The sequence below is a fragment of the Rhodococcus sp. NPDC019050 genome (assembly GCF_055664235.1).
In genome coordinates this window covers 1-18,730 of sequence record NZ_JBVOON010000009.1, presented here as the reverse complement: position 1 = coordinate 18,730, position 18,730 = coordinate 1, and the positions used below count along the sequence as shown (strand labels likewise).

The window sequence follows — 18,730 nt, the reverse complement described above, 5'->3', positions numbered from 1 at the left end:
GGACATGACGCAAACGCTGCCCGTAGGGATCTCGGTGACCGCCCGGGTTCCCGCATCGAGTGCGAACCTGGGCGCCGGTTTCGACTGCCTCGGGCTCGCGCTCGGGTTGTACGACGAGATCACCGTCACGACAACCGGTTCCGGGCTCGACGTGCGCGTCGAAGGGGAAGGCGCTCAGGAGGTTCCCTGGGGCCCGTCGCATCTCGTGGTGCGCGCCGTCGAGCGCGGTCTCGAAGCGGCGGGCATCTGGGCCGACGGTCTCGACGTCGTGTGCCGCAATGTGATTCCTCACTCCCGCGGTCTGGGATCGTCGGCCTCGGCCGCGGTCGGGGGATTGGCTGCCGCGAACGGTCTCGTCCGCAAGGTCGCACCCGAGCGTGTGCTCGACGACGAACAGCTCGTCCAGCTCGCGTCCGAGTTCGAGGGGCACCCCGACAATGCGTCGGCGAGCGTGCTCGGCGGCGCGGTCGTGTCGTGGAGCGAAGCGGACGCCGGCTGCGAGCAGCGCCGGTACCGCGCGGTCTCGCTCGGTGTGCACCCCGACATCAAGGCAATCGCACTGGTGCCGTCGGTTCGCTCGTCGACCGCGCACACCCGCGGGCTGCTGCCCACGCTCGTTCCGCACCGCGATGCGGCATTCAACGTCAGCCGGGCGGCTCTCGCCGTCGTCGCGCTCACCGAGCGCCCCGACCTGCTGATGGCCGCCACCGAGGATCTGCTGCACCAGGCGCAGCGCGCTCCCGCGTTGCCGCTCACCACCAAGTGGGTCTCGGCTCTGCGTTCCGCGGGGATTCCCGCGATGGTGTCCGGCGCCGGTCCCACCGTGCTGGCACTGACCACGGAGCCGTTCCCGGACGAGCTGCGGGCAGCGGCGGAGGCCGACGATCTGACCGTCCTCGCACTCGACGTCGCCGACGGAGTGCAGGTCGACTGACACGGTTCGTGTCAGATCACACACCGTTTCCTGCGCGCGTCGATTCTTGCCCTGCGTCCAGTTCGTCGCTATCCTGTGGGAAGTCCGCACGTCGTGCGTCCGAAGTCGCCGGATTCTCCAGGACACTCACTCCAGCTCCATGGGGCGTCGATCCCGGGTTTATCTCACCTGCTCCCGCTCCAGGGGGAGGGGCAGGCCGCACCCACCGGATCGGTGTGGTGGCGGACGTGCCGACCGTTCGATTCATGAACTCGTACGGCAATCCCAGTCAGTGCAACGAACTGATCTGCGGAACGAACCCTCGGCTCTGCGTAGAGCAACGAGGGAAGGAAAGGATCTCCGTGACAGATACGGACCTGATCGCCACACCCGCTCCTGATACCGCCCCGTCTGCCGGCGATTCCGCACAGTCTGCGGCTCGTGCCGGCCGGCGCGGAGCCGGCCTGTCGGGCATGGTTCTCGCCGAGTTGCGGGCTCTTGCCGCCGAACTCGGCATCAAGGGAACCTCGGGAATGCGCAAGGGCGATCTCATCGCTGCGATCAAGGAGCGGCAGGGCGCAGGCTCCAAGCCGGCTCCTGTGGCAGCACAGCCCACCGCAGAGACGCCGGACGAGACCTCTGCTCGCCCCGCACGTGGTCGCCGTACCCGCGCCGCGCAGGACGCCCCTGCCGCGGCCCCGGCCGCCGACGACGCGCGTGGCGAGACCAAGCCCGCAGAGCACGCGCCCGCTGAGAATGTGCCTGCGGAGAGCACGCCTGCCGAGGCCGCCCCCGCTGCGAGGCAGGAACGCACCGCAGACGCCGGCGCAGATTCCGAAGGCGAGTCCGACGGACCCCGCCGCGGACGCGGTCGTCGCGGCCGTCGCGGCGCGGACCAGTCCGAGCAGGGCCAGAACGACGGCGGCGCACCGGCAGCCGAGGGCAACGATCGCGACTCCCAGGAGCGCGGCGAGGCTCATTCTCGTGAAAAGTCACAGGACCGCTCCGAGGGTGACGGCGGTAACCGCCGTAACGACCGCAACCAGGGCGACCGTAACGACCGCAACCAGGGCGACCGTAACGACCGCAACCAGGGCGACCGTAACGACCGCAGCCAGGGCGACCGTAACGACCGCAACCAGGGTGATCGCAACGACCGCAACCAGGGTGATCGCAACGATCGCAACCAGGGCGACCGCAACGATCGCAACCAGGGTGACGGCAACAACGGTCCGCGCCACGACAATCGCGCGGGAGACGACGAGGAAGGCGGCCGCGGTCGCCGCGGACGTCGATTCCGCGAGCGTCGCCGTGGACGCGAGCGCGGCGAGGGTGGCGGCGGTTCCGACCGTGAGCCCGAGATCCGCGAAGACGACGTTCTGCAGCCCGTCGCAGGCATCCTCGATGTGCTCGACAACTACGCGTTCGTGCGGACCTCCGGTTACCTGGCAGGCCCGAACGACGTCTACGTGTCGATGAACATGGTGCGCAAGAACGGCTTGCGCCGCGGTGACGCCATCACCGGTGCCGTCCGTGTGCCCCGCGAGGGCGAGCAGGCCGGCAGCCAGCGCCAGAAGTTCAATCCGCTCGTCCGTCTGGACACGGTCAACGGTGGGGACGTCGAGGCCGCCAAGCGCCGTCCCGAGTTCAACAAGCTCACGCCGCTGTACCCGAACGAGCGACTGCGCCTCGAAACGCAGCAGAACATCCTGACCACTCGTGTGATCGACCTGGTCATGCCGATCGGCAAGGGACAGCGCGCGCTCATCGTCTCGCCGCCCAAGGCAGGTAAGACGACGGTCCTGCAGGACATCGCGAACGCGATCGCCGTCAACAACCCCGAGTGCTACCTCATGGTGGTGCTGGTCGACGAGCGTCCCGAAGAGGTCACCGACATGCAGCGTTCGGTGAAGGGCGAGGTCATCTCCTCGACCTTCGACCGTCCGCCGTCAGACCACACGTCCGTGGCCGAACTCGCGATCGAGCGCGCCAAGCGCCTCGTGGAAATGGGACGCGACGTCGTCGTGCTGCTCGACTCGATCACCCGCCTCGGCCGCGCGTACAACAACTCGTCGCCGGCGTCGGGACGCATCCTGTCGGGTGGTGTCGACTCCACGGCCCTGTACCCGCCGAAGCGGTTCCTCGGTGCTGCTCGCAACATCGAGAACGGTGGATCCCTCACCATCATCGCCACGGCGATGGTGGAAACCGGGTCCACGGGCGACACGGTGATCTTCGAGGAGTTCAAGGGCACGGGTAACGCCGAGCTCAAGCTCGATCGCAAGATCGCCGAGCGTCGCGTGTTCCCGGCGGTGGATGTCAATCCGTCGGGTACCCGCAAGGACGAACTTCTCATGAGCCCGGACGAGTTCGCGGTCGTGCACAAGCTGCGCCGCGTGCTTTCCGGCCTGGATTCCCATCAGGCGATCGATGTGCTCATCGACCGGCTCAAGAAGTCCAAGACGAACATCGAGTTCCTCATGACGGTCGCGAAGACCGCTCCGGGGGCTCTGGAAGACTGACACCGGTCCCCGGGAATTTTTCCCGGGCCCAGGTGTTTGGCATAATCGAACGGCTCAGTCCGGCTCCGGTTCACGTCTTCGATCCGCGAAGGCGACCCGGCGGCCATGAAAGGGACACCATGAAGGCAGGAATCCACCCCAACTACGTGGCGACGACCGTCGTCTGCGGTTGCGGTAACACGTTCGAGACGCACAGCACGAAGGAGTCGGGACGGATCACCGTCGAAGTTTGCTCCAAGTGCCACCCGTTCTACACCGGCAAGCAGAAGATCCTCGACACCGGCGGCCGCGTCGCCCGCTTCGAGGCTCGCTACGGCAAGCGTCCTTCCAAGAAGGCCGACGCCGACAGCTAGCTGTCCCGCCGACGCCCGGTTCTGTCTTCGCACAGGCCGGGCGTCGGCTTTTTTGGTTCTACCGGTGTCTTCCGGCCCTGCCGGCACCCACGAAGCACGGCTCCGGGCCCACGGCATCGAAGCAGCGCGCAGCATCGAAACACACAGCAACACAGAGCGGAGCGACCCATGGCGGGGCAGACCAAGCCGTCGGCCATCGACGACATCCTGGCCGAATACGCGGGTCTGGAACAGCAATTGTCCGACCCGGCACTGCACAACGATCCGTCGATCGCGCGCAGGGTCGGAAAGCGATTCGCCGAACTCGCACCGGTCATGGCTACGTACACCAAGCTGAAGGCCGCCCGCGGTGATCTCGAGGCCGCCCGCGAACTCGCGGCCGACGACTCCGCCTTCGCCGACGAGGTGAACAGCCTCGAAGAGCAGGTGGAGCAACTCGATCGCACCCTCACCGATCTCCTCGCTCCCCGCGATCCGCACGACGGCGACGACGTGGTGCTGGAAGTGAAGTCCGGGGAAGGCGGTGAGGAGTCCGCGTTGTTCGCGGCCGACCTCGCCCGCATGTACACCCGTCATGCCGAGCACGCCGGCTGGCGCGTCGAGGTGCTCGGAGCGACGTATTCGGACCTCGGCGGCTACAAGGACGTCACGTTCTCCATCAAATCGAAGTCCGACGTCCGCGACGGTGTGTGGTCGCGGCTCAAGTTCGAGGGCGGTGTGCACCGCGTCCAGCGTGTGCCGGTGACCGAATCGCAGGGACGCGTCCATACCTCCGCGGCGGGTGTCTTCGTCTACCCCGAACCCGACGAGGTCGAAGAGGTACAGATCGACGAGGGTGACCTGCGCATCGACGTGTACCGCTCGTCGGGCAAGGGTGGCCAGGGCGTCAACACGACCGACTCGGCCGTCCGTATCACCCACCTGCCGACCGGCATCGTCGTGACCTGCCAGAACGAGCGGTCGCAGCTCCAGAACAAGGCCCGCGCCATGCAGGTGCTCGCGGTGCGGTTGCAGGCACTGGCCGAGGAAGCAGCGGATGCGGAGGCGTCGGCGGATCGTGCGAGCCAGGTGCGCACGGTCGACCGCTCCGAGCGCATCCGCACCTACAACTACCCCGAGAACCGCGTCACCGACCACCGCATCGGCTACAAGGCGCACAATCTCGACGCCGTGCTCGATGGAGACATGGACGCGCTTCTCGACGCGCTGCAGGCCGCCGACCGTCAGGCCCGGCTCGCAGCCGAGTAAGCACACGCCCCACGCGTGCCGGCGCCGACGGCTCGGCATGCGTCGCGTTCCGGCTCCCGAGGTCCCCTTTGCGAAGTATGCGTAGGGGACCTCGTGGCATCCGGACGGCCGTACACATGGCACGCTGTACTGCGTGAGTCGTCAACCCCTGCGCCTGGCCATCATCGAAGCAGCGTCGGTGCTCGAGGAAGCGGGTGTCGCCAGCCCGCGTGTCGACGCCGAATTGCTTGCCGCGCACCTGCTCGGAATAGAGCGGGGCCGGCTCGGGCTCGTGCCCCTCGTCGATTCGGCCATGATCGACGCCTACCGGGCGATGGTCGACCAGCGCGCCAAGCGCATCCCCCTCCAATACATTCTCGGTACTTCACCGATGGGCGAGATCGACCTGGCTGTCGGCCCCGGCGTGTTCGTCCCGCGACCCGAGACCGAACTGCTTCTCGGCTGGGCGCTGGCGTTCCTCGAACGTCACGGGCGCCGCAATCCCGTCGTACTCGATCTCTGCACCGGGTCGGGCGCGCTCGCCCTCGCAATCGCCCACGCCCGGCCGGATGCGGTCGTGCATGCGGTGGAACTCGAACCGCGGGCATTGGCCTGGGCGCGACAGAACGCCGAGACCCGGGCGAACGACGGCGACACGCCGATCGTGCTGCATCAGGGCGACGTGACCGACCGCACGCTGCTCGCGGCCCTCGAAGGCGCCGTCGACATCGTGGTGTCCAACCCCCCGTACATCCCCGAGGGCACCCCGCTCGAACCGGAAGTGGCCGACCACGACCCGCACTCCGCGTTGTTCGGTGGCCCGGACGGTCTGTCCGTCATCAAGCCGATGGTCTCCAACATCGCGCGCTGGTTGCGGATCGGGGGAGCGGCGGCGGTCGAACACGACGACACCAACGGCGCACTCGTCGCCGAGCTGTTCGCGCAACGCCGCGTCTTCGGCGACGTCGTCGAGCACTACGACCTGGCAGGCAAGCCCCGATTCGTGGTCGCACACCGGGTGCCGACCGACGTCGAAGCCAGCCGTGCGTCGGTCCGATCCACCGCGGGCGGGTAGCCCGGTCTCCGAGCCCCACGACCGAATACTCGAGCGCAAGTGGCAGGATGAGTGCGTGAGCACCGTGTACGACTGCAACAAACCCGACTCGCGCGCCGCAGGATTGAACGCGGCGCGCGGAGCACTCAAGGCAGGACGCCTCGTCGTCGTCCCCACCGACACGGTGTACGGCCTCGCGGCCGACGCATTCGACAGTTCCGCGGTGTCGGCGCTGCTGCGGGCGAAGGGACGCGGGCGCGACATGCCGGTTCCCGTCCTCGTGGGGTCGTGGACGACGATCGACGGACTCGTCGGTTCCGTGCGTCCCGAAGCGCGTGAACTCATCCGCGCGTTCTGGCCCGGTGGACTGAGCCTCGTGGTGCACCAGGCACCGTCGCTCGCATGGGACCTCGGCGACACCCGGGGAACGGTGATGCTGCGCATGCCGCTGCACCCGGTGATCCTCGAGTTGCTGCGAGAGGTCGGACCGCTCGCTGTGTCGAGCGCCAATATTTCCGGTCGTGCCCCCGCGACGAATGCCGCCGAAGCGCGCGAACAGCTGGGGGAGTCCGTCGGGGTCTACCTCGACGGCGGCCCCGCCGAACACGGCGTCGCATCGACCATCGTCGATCTGACCGGTGACCGCCCCCGGATCCTGCGCGAAGGCGCAGTGTCGGCAGAGGAGGTCGCCGAGGTTCTCGGCGACGATCCCGAACGCCTGCGTTCCGGCGGGGAGTAGCGGCGGGGGATCGGAGCACGTGACTTCAGCCGACACAGCGGTCGTATTGCTCGCGCAAGCAGGAAGCGGCGCGGGCGTACCCATCCGGGAACTGCTCCTGGTACTTCTCACCTCTGCTGTGGTGACGTTCCTCGTCACCGGTGTGGTTCGCATCCTCGCGCTGAAGTTCGGTGCCGTGGCCGTTCCCCGCGACCGTGACGTCCACGTCACACCGACGCCGCGTCTGGGCGGGGTCGGTATGTACATCGGACTCGTGGCGGGCATCGTCTTCGCGCAGCACCTGCCGGCGTTGACCAGAGGATTCGAGTACACCACCGAAATGGGCGCCGCACTGGTGGCGGCGTCGATCATCGTGCTCGTGGGCATCATCGACGACCGGTGGGGCCTCGATGCCCTCACCAAATTCGTCGGACAGGTGACCGCCGCGGGCGTGCTCGTGGTGATGGGTGTGAGCTGGATCGTGATCTACGACCCGTTCAGCGGTTCCACACTCGTGCTCGACCAGTTGCAGGGCGGACTCATCACCGTCGCCGTCGCGGCCGTGATGATCAACGCGATGAACTTCGTCGACGGCCTCGACGGTCTCGCAGCAGGCCTCGGGCTCATCGCCGCGGTGGCGATCTGCGTCTTCTCGGTGGGACTGCTTCTCGACCAGGGCGGCGACGTCTCGGCCTATCCGCCGGCACTGATCGCGGCTGCGCTCGCGGGCGCGTGCCTCGGCTTCCTGCCGTACAACTTCCAGCCCGCGAAGATCTTCATGGGCGACTCGGGCTCGATGCTGATCGGCCTGATGCTCGCGGCCATCTCGACCAGCGCATCCGGCCGTATTCCGCTCAGTGCCTACGGTTCCCGGGATCTCCTCGGCCTTCTGTCGCCGCTGATCCTGGTCGGCGCGGTCATGTTCATCCCGATCCTCGACCTTCTGCTCGCGATCGTGCGACGCACCCGCGCCGGCGTGAGCCCGTTCAGCCCCGACAAGATGCATCTGCACCATCGCCTGCTGCAGATCGGGCACTCGCACCGGCGAGTGGTCCTGCTCCTCTACTTGTGGGTCGGCGTGCTGGCCTTCGGCGCCGTGGGTTCGTCGCTGCTCGACCGCCGGGTGGTCGTGCTGATGACGGCGGCCGGTCTGCTGTTCGCACTCGTCGTGACCGCCGTCCCATCGCTGCGACCCCACGACGGTGACGGAGACGCGCCGACCAAGCGCTTCCGGCGGGTCCGTTAGGCTCGAATACTGTGACCTCCCCTGATCTCCCTGAACCCGATCGCACCCTGCCGTCCATGCCCGACGCGTCGGCGCCCATGCGCGCGGCTGTCCGGTACGGCGCACTCGGATTGCTCGCGCTGGCCGTCGTGGCGTCGATCGTGTCCGTGCTCGTCGCGGGAACGCCCGGCCTCTGGGGAGCGCTGATCGGCGCGGCAGTCGGTGGCGGGTTCATCCTGTTCACCGCGCTCGGCGTGCTGCTGACCGCGAAACTCCCCGCGATGACCGCGGGTGCGGTACTGCTCGGAACCTGGCTTCTCAAGCTCGTTCTCGCCATCGCAGTGATGGCGTCGCTCGAGTCGCTCGACTTCTACAACCGGTACGCGCTCGTCCTGACGATCGTGCTGGCGTTGGTGATCGTGCTCGGTGCGGAAACCTACGGCGTGGTGTCCCAGCGCGTGCTCTACGTCGATCCGAAGCCCTCGAGTGACCCTGCCAACAGCGAAGAGAACTAGTTTCAGGTGTCTATTACCCGCGGGTAGGGTACCCAGCTACGCACTGTCGTAGAGCAGTTGGTAGTGTGGTTTTCACGAAGGTGACACTGCACGCGAGGGCCCAGGTCCAGCACGCGGTTGTGACTTCATAGGCGGTCGTGTCTAATGACCGCCGAGTCGACGAGAGTCGCCGAGACCGGCAGGATGCAGAACCGCTTCGGCGGTTCGGACACTGGCGAATACGCGAGCCGACCTGGTCGACTTGTTGGATCGTCAATGTCCGATCGAACCGCAGACGGCAATGCCTGCGGCCGACTACGGGAGAGAGCGCTGAGCGTCACCACCTTGGCAGCCGGAGAATTCCACGCGCCGTCACTTGCTGATTTTTTCCCACCGCCAATCCTCTTCGAGGGCACCCCCTTCGAGATGGATCGACTGATGCTTATCCGCGTCGTCGTCGCACTGCTCGTCGCAGTGTTCTTCTTCTTCGCCATGCGGAGTCCGAAGATCGTGCCGCGAGGCGTGCAGAACGTCGCCGAGATCATGCTCGACTTTGTTCGTATCCACATTGCCGAGGACATCCTCGGCAAAGAGCAGGGGCGCCGGTTCCTGCCGGTGATCGTCACCATCTTCTTCTTGGTGGTCGGGCTCAACCTGACCTCGATCATCCCCTTCCTCAACATCTCGTCGAATGCGCGAATCGGCATGCCGATCGTCCTTGCTGCGCTCGCCTACATCGTCTTCAACTACGTAGGCATCAAGAAGTACGGATTCTTCCGCTACGTCAAGAGCAGCATCGTCATTCCGAACCTGCCGCCGGCACTTCACCTTCTGGTGATCCCGATCGAGTTCGTCTCGACATTCCTGCTGCGGCCGTTCACCCTCACCATTCGTCTCATGGCGAACATGCTGGCCGGACATATCATGCTGGTGCTGTTCTTCAGCGCCACGCAGTTCTTCTTCTTCGACTCCGACGGCATCATGAGGTTCTTCGGTATCGGTTCGCTCATCGGCGGAGTCGCGTTCACCTTCTTCGAGCTTCTGGTGATCGTCCTGCAGGCCTACATTTTCGCGCTGCTCACAGCGGTGTACATCGATCTGGCGCTGCACGCCGAAGAGCATTAGCTCCCCGAACTGCACGACCTACATCTCTACACACAGACTGACTCGGTCGCCGATCCCCGGGGCCGGGCCACAAGAAAGGGAATGGAACACCAATGAGCGTTGCGCTTCAGGCAGCAGACGTCCTCGCCCAGTCGGAGACCACCATCAGTGGACTCGGTGCGGTCGGCTACGGCCTCGCTGCGATCGGCCCCGGCATCGGCATCGGCATCGTCGTCGGTAAGGCGATCGAGGGCATGGCTCGTCAGCCCGAGATGGCCGGTCAGCTGCGTACCACCATGTTCCTCGGTATCGCATTCACCGAGGCACTGGCGCTGATCGGTATCGTCGCCGGCTTCATCTTCTGATTCGACGACAACCATGGCTGACAGCATCCTGATTCTCGCGGCAGCGGAGGGGGAGACACCCAATCCCCTGCTGCCCGCGACATACGACATCGTTTGGTCGCTCGTCGCCCTGATCATCGTCGGCATCGTCTTCTGGAAGTTCGTACTTCCGATGTTCCAGAAGGTTCTCGACGAGCGTTCGGAGCTGATCGAAGGCGGCATCAAGAAGGCAGAGGAAGCTCAGGCAGAGGCTGCGGCCGCGCTCGAGCAGTATCGTGCCCAGCTCGCCGAAGCCCGTACCGAGGCGGCGCAGATCCGTGAAGAGGCCCGTACGCAGGGCCAGCAGATCATCGCCGACATGAAGGCACAGGCTCAGGAAGAGAGCGACCGCATCGTCGCTGCAGGTCACAACCAGCTGCAGGCCCAGCGCCAGCAGATCGTGGCCGAACTGCGCACCGATCTCGGACGTAGCTCGGTGGATCTCGCCGAGAAGATCATCGGCGAGACACTCGCCGACGATGTGAAGCGTGCCGGCTCGATCGATCGATTCCTCGACGAACTCGACTCCCTCAGCGCTGACTCTGCATCCGGAAAGTGAGCACCATGTACGCAGCAAGCCGTGAGGCACTCGCTCATACGCGTTCCGCGTTGCAGTCCGCCCTGGGCTCGGGTGCCGCGACTGCCGCTGCGGCTCAGGCCGGTTCCGAACTGTTCTCGGTGGTCGAGGCGCTCGACAACCAGCGGGCTCTCCGGAGCGCGCTGGCAGACGCCTCGGCCCCGGTCGCCGTTCGGGTGACGCTGGCCGAGCAGGTCTTCGGGGGGAAGGTTTCGGCCTCGACCCTCGCGACCGTCAAAGCCGCGGCGGGGCAGGACTGGTCGGCACAGTCCGACCTGACCAACTCTCTCGTCCAGCTCGGTCGTGAGGCGTTGCTGAAGGCGGCAGCTGAGCAGAACCAGCTCGACACCGTCGAGGACGAGCTTTTCCGCCTCGGACGCATCGTGGCCGGTAACCCGGACCTCGAGCGGACACTTTCCGACCGCAGCACCACGGTTACGGCCAAGCGGGAGCTGCTGTCGCGTCTGCTCTACGGCAAGGTGACCGCGATCACCGAGGCGTTGGCGGTTCATGCCGTCGGTCGGCTCCGCAAGCCGCCGGCCGAGACGCTCGACGAATTGTCGGCGCTCGCCGCAACCCAGCGCGATCGTGCCGTTGCGCACGTCCGGAGCGCGGCACCCCTCGATGCGACGCAGGAGGAGCGGCTCGCCGCTACTCTGGGCCGCATCTACGGGAAGCCTGTGACGGTGCACGTCGAGGTCGATCCCGAGCTTCTCAGTGGATTGGTCGTCCGGGTGGGCGACGAGGTCATCGACGGCAGTGCTGCGGGTCGACTCGCGGCAGTGCGCAAGAGCCTCACGTAGTCCACTTCCGAACACACACATAGATCTTTCCGAAGACCTGATACCGAGAGCAGGAAGAACATGGCGGAGCTGACGATCTCCTCCGACGAGATCCGTAGCGCGATTGACAATTACACCGCGAGCTACTCCCCGGAGGCCTCCCGCGAAGAGGTCGGCGTGGTCGTCGACACCAGTGACGGCATCGCGCACATCAGCGGCCTCCCGTCGGCGATGTCCAACGAGCTGCTGGAGTTCCCCGGCGGCGTTCTGGGCGTGGCCCTCAACCTCGAAGCCACCGAAATCGGTGCCGTGATCCTGGGTGACTTCCAGTCCATCCAGGAAGGCCAGGAAGTCAAGCGGACCGGCGACGTTCTGTCCGTCCCGGTCAGCGACAACTTCCTCGGACGTGTCGTGAACCCGCTGGGACAGCCGATCGACGGCCTCGGCGACATCGAGGCCGACGAGACCCGCGCCCTCGAGCTGCAGGCCGCATCCGTTCTGGAGCGCCAGCCGGTCGAGGAGCCGCTCCAGACGGGCATCAAGGCCATCGACGCGATGACCCCGATCGGCCGTGGCCAGCGCCAGCTCGTGATCGGTGACCGTAAGACCGGCAAGACCGCGGTCTGCATCGACGCGATCCTGAACCAGAAGGCCAACTGGGAGTCCGGCGACCCGACGAAGCAGGTGCGTTGCATCTACGTCGCGATCGGCCAGAAGGGCTCCACCATCGCGGGCGTCAAGCAGGCCCTCGAGGAGAACGGCGCGATGGAGTACACCACCATCGTCGCAGCTCCGGCCTCCGACTCCGCCGGCTTCAAGTGGCTCGCCCCGTACACCGGCTCGGCCCTCGGCCAGCACTGGATGTACCAGGGCAAGCACGTCCTCATCGTGTTCGACGACCTGACCAAGCAGGCTGAGGCATACCGTGCCATCTCGCTGCTGCTGCGTCGCCCGCCGGGACGTGAGGCATACCCCGGTGACGTCTTCTACCTGCACTCGCGCCTGCTGGAGCGTTCGGCGAAGCTCTCCGACGCGCTTGGTGGCGGTTCGCTGACGGCACTGCCGATCATCGAGACCAAGGCGAACGACGTGTCGGCATACATCCCGACCAACGTCATCTCCATCACCGACGGTCAGGTCTTCCTCGAGTCGGACCTCTTCAACAAGGGCGTCCGTCCCGCGATCAACGTCGGTATCTCGGTTTCCCGAGTCGGTGGCGCCGCGCAGACCAAGGGCATGAAGAAGGTCTCCGGCTCGCTGCGTCTGGAACTCGCGCAGTACCGCGAGCTCGAGGCGTTCGCGACCTTCGCTTCCGATCTCGACGCGGCGTCGAAGGCGCAGCTCGAGCGCGGACAGCGGCTCGTCGAGCTCCTCAAGCAGGATCAGTACTCGCCGATCGCCGTCGAGGACCAGATCATCTCGATCTACCTTGCCGGTGAGGGTGTCTTCGACTCCGTTCCCGTCGGCGACGTCCGTCGTTTCGAGACCGAGCTTCTCGAGGATCTGCATCGCAACGCTTCGGGCGTCTACGAGCAGATCGCCGGTGGCAAGGCCCTGACCGACGAGTCGATCGAGGCACTGACCGCCGCGACCGCCAAGTTCAAGGAGGGCTTCCTCGCCTCCGACGGCAGCCGCGTCGTGAACGAGGCCGAAGCAGAGGCTCTCGGCGCCGACGAAGTGGCGCAGGAGCAGGTCTCCGTCAAGCGCACCTCCGTTCGCAAGTGAACGGGGCGGCCATGACCCAGCGTCCAGTGAAGGGAGTGTGATCGACGAATGGCGAACTTGCGTGAGCTGCGCTCGCGGATCAAGTCGGTCAACTCGACCAAGAAGATCACCAAGGCGCAGGAACTGATCGCGACGTCGCGCATCACGAAGGCTCAGGCCCGAGTGGCGGCATCGAAGCCCTACGCCGAGGAGATCACCAAGGTCCTCTCGGAGTTGGCCAGCGCGTCCTCGTCGCTGGATCACCCCCTGCTCAACGAGCGCGAGAACCCGAAGCGTGCGGCAGTGCTGGTTGTGACCAGCGACCGCGGTATGGCCGGTGGTTACAACTCCAACGTCTTGAAGGAGGCGGAGGAGCTGCGCCAGCTGCTCGTCAGCGAGGGCAAAGAGCCTGTGCTGTACGTGCTGGGCGGTAAGGGCCTGTCGTTCTACACCTTCCGTGAGCGTCCCGTCGCGGGTGCCTGGACGGGCTTCTCGCAGGAACCCCGTTACACGGATGCTGCGAAGGCGAGCCGGCACCTGGTCGAGCTGTTCATGGCCGGATCCGGCTCCGAGGTGCCCGCCCCCAACGGCGAAGGCACCATCGAGGGCGTCGACGAGTTGCACATCGTCTACACCCGGTTCGTGTCCATGCTGACGCAGGTCCCCGAGGTGCGCCGGATGGCGCCGCTCGAGGTGAGTGTCACCGAGGACGAGATCGAACTGGGCTCGGACATGCTGAGCGACGGTCATCGTGTATCCGAGGGCCCCACGGCCGACTACAACTTCGAGCCCGAGGCGTCGACGCTTCTGTCCGCGCTTCTGCCGAAGTACATCAGCACGCGAATCTTCGCGTCGCTGCTGGAGGCTGCTGCCTCCGAGTCGGCTGCCCGTCGTACCGCGATGAAGGCCGCGACGGACAATGCCACGGATCTGGTGAACACCCTCAGCCGTCAGGCCAATCAGGCCCGCCAGGCCCAGATCACCCAGGAAATCAGCGAGATCGTCGGCGGTGCCGGTGCGCTCGCCTCGAGTGCAGGAAGTGACTGAACCACAATGACCGCAGCAGTTACCGACAAAAACGCCGGTGCGGCGTCGGCCCTTGCCGGGCGCGTCGTCCGCGTCATCGGCGCCGTCGTCGACGTGGAGTTCCCGCGTGGCGCCGTACCCGAACTGTTCAACGCCCTGCACGCAGAGGTCACTCTGCCGTCCGTGGCGAAGACCCTGACCCTCGAGGTCGCGCAGCACCTGGGTGACAACCTGGTCCGCACGATCTCGATGCAGCCCACCGACGGTCTGGTGCGCGGCACCTCCGTCACCGACACCGGTCGCCCGATCTCCGTGCCGGTCGGCGATGTCGTGAAGGGCCACGTCTTCAACGCCCTCGGCGACTGCCTCGACGCTCCCGGAACCGGTCGCGACGGCGAGCAGTGGGGTATCCACCGCAAGCCCCCGGCCTTCGACCAGCTCGAGGGTAAGACCGAGATCCTCGAAACGGGCATCAAGGTCATCGACCTGCTCACCCCGTACGTCAAGGGCGGCAAGATCGGCCTGTTCGGTGGTGCCGGTGTCGGCAAGACCGTGCTGATCCAGGAGATGATCACCCGTATCGCGCGTGAGTTCTCCGGCACGTCGGTGTTCGCCGGCGTCGGCGAGCGCACCCGTGAGGGCACCGACCTCCACCTGGAGATGGAAGAGATGGGCGTCCTTCAGGACACTGCCCTTGTCTTCGGCCAGATGGACGAGCCGCCGGGAACGCGTATGCGCGTCGCCCTGTCGGCACTGACCATGGCGGAGTACTTCCGCGATGTCCAGGGCCAGGACGTTCTGCTGTTCATCGACAACATCTTCCGGTTCACCCAGGCCGGTTCCGAGGTCTCGACCCTTCTCGGTCGTATGCCTTCGGCCGTGGGTTACCAGCCGACGCTGGCCGACGAGATGGGTGAGCTGCAGGAGCGCATCACCTCGACGCGTGGTCGTTCGATCACGTCGCTCCAGGCGATCTACGTCCCCGCCGACGACTACACCGACCCGGCGCCGGCCACGACGTTCGCGCACCTCGATGCGACCACCGAGCTCTCGCGTCCGATTTCGCAGATGGGTATCTACCCCGCTGTGGACCCGCTGACGTCGACCTCGCGCATCCTCGAGCCCGGCATCGTCGGCGCGGATCACTTCCGTGTCGCCAACGAGGTCAAGCGGATCCTGCAGAAGTACAAGGAACTGCAGGACATCATCGCCATCCTCGGTATGGACGAGCTTTCCGAAGAGGACAAGGTCACGGTCAACCGTGCCCGTCGTCTCCAGAAGTTCCTCGGCCAGAACTTCATCGTCGCCGAGAAGTTCACGGGTCAGCCCGGTTCGGTCGTGCCGCTGAGCGACACCATCGAGGCGTTCGACCGCGTCTGCAAGGGCGAGTTCGACCACCTTCCGGAGCAGGCCTTCAACAGCTGCGGTGGACTCGACGATGTCGAGGCCGCGGCCAAGAAGATCTCCGGGAAGTAGGCCCACATGGCTGAGATGCGCGTAGACATCGTTGCCGTCGAGGAACGTGTCTGGTCCGGAGAGGCGACTCTCGTCACCGCCCAGACCACCGAAGGCGAAATCGGCGTCATGCCCGGACACGAGCCGGTCCTCGGCCAGCTCGTCGAGGGCGGCGTCGTGTCGGTCAAGACCGCCGACGGCGAGCGTATCGTCATGGCAGTGGACGGTGGATTCCTCTCGGTGACCGCCACGACAGTGACGGTCCTCGCCGAGGCGGCCGTTCTGGTCGAAGACATCGACGTCGAGGCAGCGAAGTCGACCTTGGCCGAAAGCCAGGACGAGGCGGCAATCGCAGCGGCCAAGGGCCGCCTGCGGGCCGTCGAGCGGGCCTGATCGTCGAATACAACGAAGAGCCGCGACGGAGCCGACGACCAGTGTCACCAGGAATGATTGTTCTCATCGTCCTTGTGATGCTGCTCGCGGCCGCCGTCGCGGCTCTCGTTTATCGTGCCCTGGCACTTCGCGGTGGGGGAACCGCCGCGATCGTCAGGGTGCTACCGCACAACGACTGCGCCGGGTGGCGCCACGGGATCATCCGCTACGGCGACGAGACGCTCGCGTTCTACAAGCTCTCGAGTCTGCGGCCCGGCCCGGATACCCGGATTTCCCGTCAGGGCATCGAGGTGCGCTCGCGCCGGCGCCCGACGGCAGCGGAGACGGACATCATGACCGAGGACATCGTGATCCTCGACATCGCCGACGGCGACCGCTCCTACGAGATCGCTCTGGACAGCGGCGCGAAGACGGCGTTCCTCTCCTGGCTCGAGTCCAGGCCGTCGGGACGCTCGCAGCGCCGCCGTCCCTATTAGATCGACCGACTACGCGCCCGCTCCGGGCTTCCACAGGACGTCACCCTCCGGGTTCGTGACCCTGCTGAGAATGAACAACAGATCCGACAACCGGTTGAGGTACTTCGCCGGCAGGAGTGTCGTGGTCTCGGGCGCTGCTTCTACCGCGGCCCACGCCGAACGTTCCGCCCGGCGCGCCACTGTGCGCGCTGTGTGCAGCAGAGCCGCGGCCGGGGTTCCGCCCGGAAGAATGAACGAATCGAGCGGTCCCAGCTCTTCGTTGAACTCGTCGCACCACGTCTCGAGCCGGTCGATGTACGGCTGGGTGATTCGCAGCGGCGGGTACTTCGGGTTCTCCGCCACCGGGGTGGACAGATCGGCACCTGCATCGAACAGATCGTTCTGGATCTGCTGCAGTACCGGGACCAGACGGTCCGGTACGGAACCGAGCGCGAGCGCGACACCGATCGCCGCGTTGGTCTCGTCGCAGTCGGCGTAAGCGATCAGTCGCGGGTCGTTTTTGGATACTCGCGAAAAATCGCTCAGTCCCGTCGTACCGTCGTCTCCGGTACGGGTATAGATCCTGGTGAGATGCACTGCCATGGGCGCTACGGTACCGGTTCGGCTGTAGGGACAGACACGACGTTAGGCTGTGTCGTTGTGAGTGAACGCTTTCTTGTCAGCGGGGGAAACCGGCTCGTTGGTGAAGTCGTCGTCGGTGGTGCCAAGAACAGCGTGCTCAAGCTGATGGCAGCCGCGCTTCTCGCCGAGGGCACCACGACGATTACGAACTGTCCCGACATTCTGGACGTTCCCTTGATGGCTGAGGTCCTGCGGGGACTCGGCTGCGAGGTCGAACTCGAGGGTGACGAGGTACGGATCACGACGCCGGCGCAGCCGTCGTATCACGCGGACTTCGCGGCGGTGAAGCAGTTCCGCGCCTCCGTGTGTGTGCTGGGGCCCCTGGTTGCTCGGTGTCGCCGCGCGGTGGTCGCACTCCCCGGTGGAGACGCGATCGGCTCGCGCCCCCTCGATATGCACCAGTCCGGACTCCGCCTGCTCGGAGCGCACAGCACCATCGAGCACGGTTGTGTCGTCGCCGAGGCGGACGACCTGCACGGCGCGACCATCCGGCTGGCCTTCCCGTCTGTGGGCGCCACCGAGAACATCCTGATGGCGGCTGTACTCGCGAAGGGCGAGACCACGATCGACAACGCGGCGCGAGAGCCCGAGATCGTGGACCTGTGCACGATGCTCGTTCAGATGGGAGCGCGCATCACGGGTGCCGGCAGCACAACGCTCCGGATTTCCGGCGTCCCTGCTCTCTCGCCGACGAGCCATCGCTGCATCGGCGATCGCATCGTCGCGGCGACGTGGGGGATCGCGGCAGCGATGACACGTGGCGATCTGACGGTGCGGGGCATCAACCCCAAGCACCTCTCGCTCGTACTCGACAAACTCCGGGGCGCCGGAGCCGAAGTTGCCCCGCTCGTCGATGGGTTCCGGGTGGTCCAGCGCGATCGCCCGCGCGCAGTCAACTTCGCGACGCTTCCGTACCCAGGATTTCCCACCGACCTCCAGCCGATGGCCATCGGTCTCGCCGCGGTGGCTGACGGGACGTCGATGATCACCGAGAACGTCTTCGAAGCTCGGTTCCGTTTTGTCGACGAGATGGTGCGGCTCGGGGCCGACGCACGTACCGACGGGCACCACGCCGTGATTCGCGGAGTAGAGGAACTGTCGAGCGCTCCGGTGTGGGCGTCGGACATCCGGGCGGGCGCCGGCCTCGTGCTGGCAGGCCTCTGCGCGGACGGGGTGACCGAGGTGCACGACGTCTACCACATCGATCGCGGTTATCCGCGGTTCGTCGAAATCATCCAGGAGCTCGGCGGGAACATCGAGCGTGTGGGTGCCGGCGAGCCGACCCTTCTGCACGGTTGAGAGACCGGCTCGGGGCTGTGTCCGGCGTCACGATTGAAGAATCGGGAATGCGGGGTACGGCGGAGGTGCCGCGACCTGCGGTTTCTCCACGCGAAACTCCTCTGACCTGGCAATTTGCGGGGTAGTTCACCGTCGCGTAACTTAGTCCAAGTCAGAGCGACACGGACACCGACCCGGACCTGAGGGACTGGGAAAACGAGGTTGGACGAAGGCGCCTGCAGATTTACACGACACCCGATCATCTGGTAAGGTCGGTGTCCGCCCCAGGGAGTCGATGAGGTTCCCCCGGAGGGGCAAAGAACCCCGGATCGAACAAGTTGAGAAACTTGGGAGTGATGGTGTGTGCGTGTTCTTTGAGAACTCAACAGTGTGCCGATGAATGTCAGTGCCAATTATTTGGGTGC

At 66.0% G+C, this 18,730-nt stretch carries 19 protein-coding genes; 18 read left to right on the top strand and 1 reads right to left on the bottom strand.

Going from position 1 to position 18,730, the window contains the following annotated elements; translation table 11 throughout:
- Window positions 1-4: 4 nt before the first annotated feature.
- The 17 genes from thrB (at window position 5) to AC0B44_RS11520 (ending at window position 16,406) form a co-directional block, all read left to right on the top strand.
- Complete coding sequence (gene thrB, locus AC0B44_RS11600) at window positions 5-934, top strand: homoserine kinase (RefSeq protein ID WP_471903030.1); 930 nt, start codon at window positions 5-7, stop codon at window positions 932-934.
- Between the two features lie 452 nt (window positions 935-1,386).
- Entirely contained in the window at window positions 1,387-3,435 is a 2,049-nt protein-coding gene (rho, locus tag AC0B44_RS11595; RefSeq protein ID WP_471903146.1) for a transcription termination factor Rho, read from the top strand.
- 119 nt (window positions 3,436-3,554) lie between these two features.
- A complete protein-coding gene (gene rpmE / locus AC0B44_RS11590; RefSeq protein WP_169622497.1) occupies window positions 3,555-3,788 on the top strand; it encodes a 50S ribosomal protein L31 in 234 nt (77 codons plus the stop codon).
- 168 nt (window positions 3,789-3,956) lie between these two features.
- Window positions 3,957-5,036 carry a peptide chain release factor 1 gene (prfA, locus tag AC0B44_RS11585; RefSeq protein WP_471903029.1) on the top strand — a complete coding sequence of 360 codons (1,080 nt, stop codon included), beginning with the start codon at window positions 3,957-3,959 and terminating at the stop codon, window positions 5,034-5,036.
- A 133-nt stretch (window positions 5,037-5,169) separates the two neighbouring features.
- Window positions 5,170-6,090, top strand: a complete 921-nt coding sequence (gene prmC / locus AC0B44_RS11580; protein WP_471903028.1) for a peptide chain release factor N(5)-glutamine methyltransferase — start codon at window positions 5,170-5,172, stop codon at window positions 6,088-6,090.
- Window positions 6,091-6,145: 55 nt separating this feature from the next.
- On the top strand, window positions 6,146-6,808 hold the full coding sequence (locus AC0B44_RS11575; protein ID WP_471903027.1) for an L-threonylcarbamoyladenylate synthase: 663 nt from the start codon (window positions 6,146-6,148) through the stop codon (window positions 6,806-6,808).
- Between the two features lie 19 nt (window positions 6,809-6,827).
- The gene (locus AC0B44_RS11570; protein WP_471903026.1) at window positions 6,828-8,033 is read left to right on the top strand and encodes a glycosyltransferase family 4 protein; all 1,206 of its coding nucleotides are present in this window, start codon (window positions 6,828-6,830) and stop codon (window positions 8,031-8,033) included.
- Between the two features lie 56 nt (window positions 8,034-8,089).
- Window positions 8,090-8,527, top strand: a complete 438-nt coding sequence (locus AC0B44_RS11565; protein WP_471903025.1) for a hypothetical protein — start codon at window positions 8,090-8,092, stop codon at window positions 8,525-8,527.
- A gap of 255 nt (window positions 8,528-8,782) precedes the next feature.
- Window positions 8,783-9,631 carry a F0F1 ATP synthase subunit A gene (atpB, locus tag AC0B44_RS11560; protein ID WP_174555795.1) on the top strand — a complete coding sequence of 283 codons (849 nt, stop codon included), beginning with the start codon at window positions 8,783-8,785 and terminating at the stop codon, window positions 9,629-9,631.
- Between the two features lie 92 nt (window positions 9,632-9,723).
- Window positions 9,724-9,975, top strand: a complete 252-nt coding sequence (locus AC0B44_RS11555) for an ATP synthase F0 subunit C (protein WP_072700316.1) — start codon at window positions 9,724-9,726, stop codon at window positions 9,973-9,975.
- A gap of 13 nt (window positions 9,976-9,988) precedes the next feature.
- The gene (locus AC0B44_RS11550) at window positions 9,989-10,552 is read left to right on the top strand and encodes a F0F1 ATP synthase subunit B (RefSeq protein WP_169622503.1); all 564 of its coding nucleotides are present in this window, start codon (window positions 9,989-9,991) and stop codon (window positions 10,550-10,552) included.
- A 5-nt stretch (window positions 10,553-10,557) separates the two neighbouring features.
- A complete protein-coding gene (locus AC0B44_RS11545) occupies window positions 10,558-11,373 on the top strand; it encodes a F0F1 ATP synthase subunit delta (protein ID WP_169622504.1) in 816 nt (271 codons plus the stop codon).
- 60 nt (window positions 11,374-11,433) lie between these two features.
- The gene (gene atpA / locus AC0B44_RS11540) at window positions 11,434-13,077 is read left to right on the top strand and encodes a F0F1 ATP synthase subunit alpha (protein ID WP_471903024.1); all 1,644 of its coding nucleotides are present in this window, start codon (window positions 11,434-11,436) and stop codon (window positions 13,075-13,077) included.
- A 48-nt stretch (window positions 13,078-13,125) separates the two neighbouring features.
- On the top strand, window positions 13,126-14,103 hold the full coding sequence (locus tag AC0B44_RS11535; RefSeq protein WP_471903023.1) for a F0F1 ATP synthase subunit gamma: 978 nt from the start codon (window positions 13,126-13,128) through the stop codon (window positions 14,101-14,103).
- A 6-nt stretch (window positions 14,104-14,109) separates the two neighbouring features.
- Window positions 14,110-15,558: a F0F1 ATP synthase subunit beta gene (atpD, locus tag AC0B44_RS11530; RefSeq protein ID WP_072700323.1), complete on the top strand. Its 1,449-nt coding sequence runs from the start codon at window positions 14,110-14,112 to the stop codon at window positions 15,556-15,558.
- A 6-nt stretch (window positions 15,559-15,564) separates the two neighbouring features.
- Entirely contained in the window at window positions 15,565-15,930 is a 366-nt protein-coding gene (locus AC0B44_RS11525) for a F0F1 ATP synthase subunit epsilon (protein ID WP_471903022.1), read from the top strand.
- Window positions 15,931-15,983: 53 nt separating this feature from the next.
- Entirely contained in the window at window positions 15,984-16,406 is a 423-nt protein-coding gene (locus tag AC0B44_RS11520; protein WP_471903021.1) for a DUF2550 domain-containing protein, read from the top strand.
- A 9-nt stretch (window positions 16,407-16,415) separates the two neighbouring features.
- Here the strand turns inward: AC0B44_RS11520 and AC0B44_RS11515 are convergent, their stop codons facing one another.
- Window positions 16,416-16,988 carry a cob(I)yrinic acid a,c-diamide adenosyltransferase gene (locus AC0B44_RS11515; protein ID WP_471903020.1) on the bottom strand — a complete coding sequence of 191 codons (573 nt, stop codon included), beginning with the start codon at window positions 16,986-16,988 and terminating at the stop codon, window positions 16,416-16,418.
- Between the two features lie 57 nt (window positions 16,989-17,045).
- On the opposite strand from AC0B44_RS11515, the gene murA reads away from it, so the two are divergent.
- Window positions 17,046-18,326, top strand: coding sequence for a UDP-N-acetylglucosamine 1-carboxyvinyltransferase (gene murA, locus AC0B44_RS11510; RefSeq protein ID WP_471903019.1), 1,281 nt, complete (start codon window positions 17,046-17,048; stop codon window positions 18,324-18,326).
- Window positions 18,327-18,730: the final 404 nt, after the last annotated feature.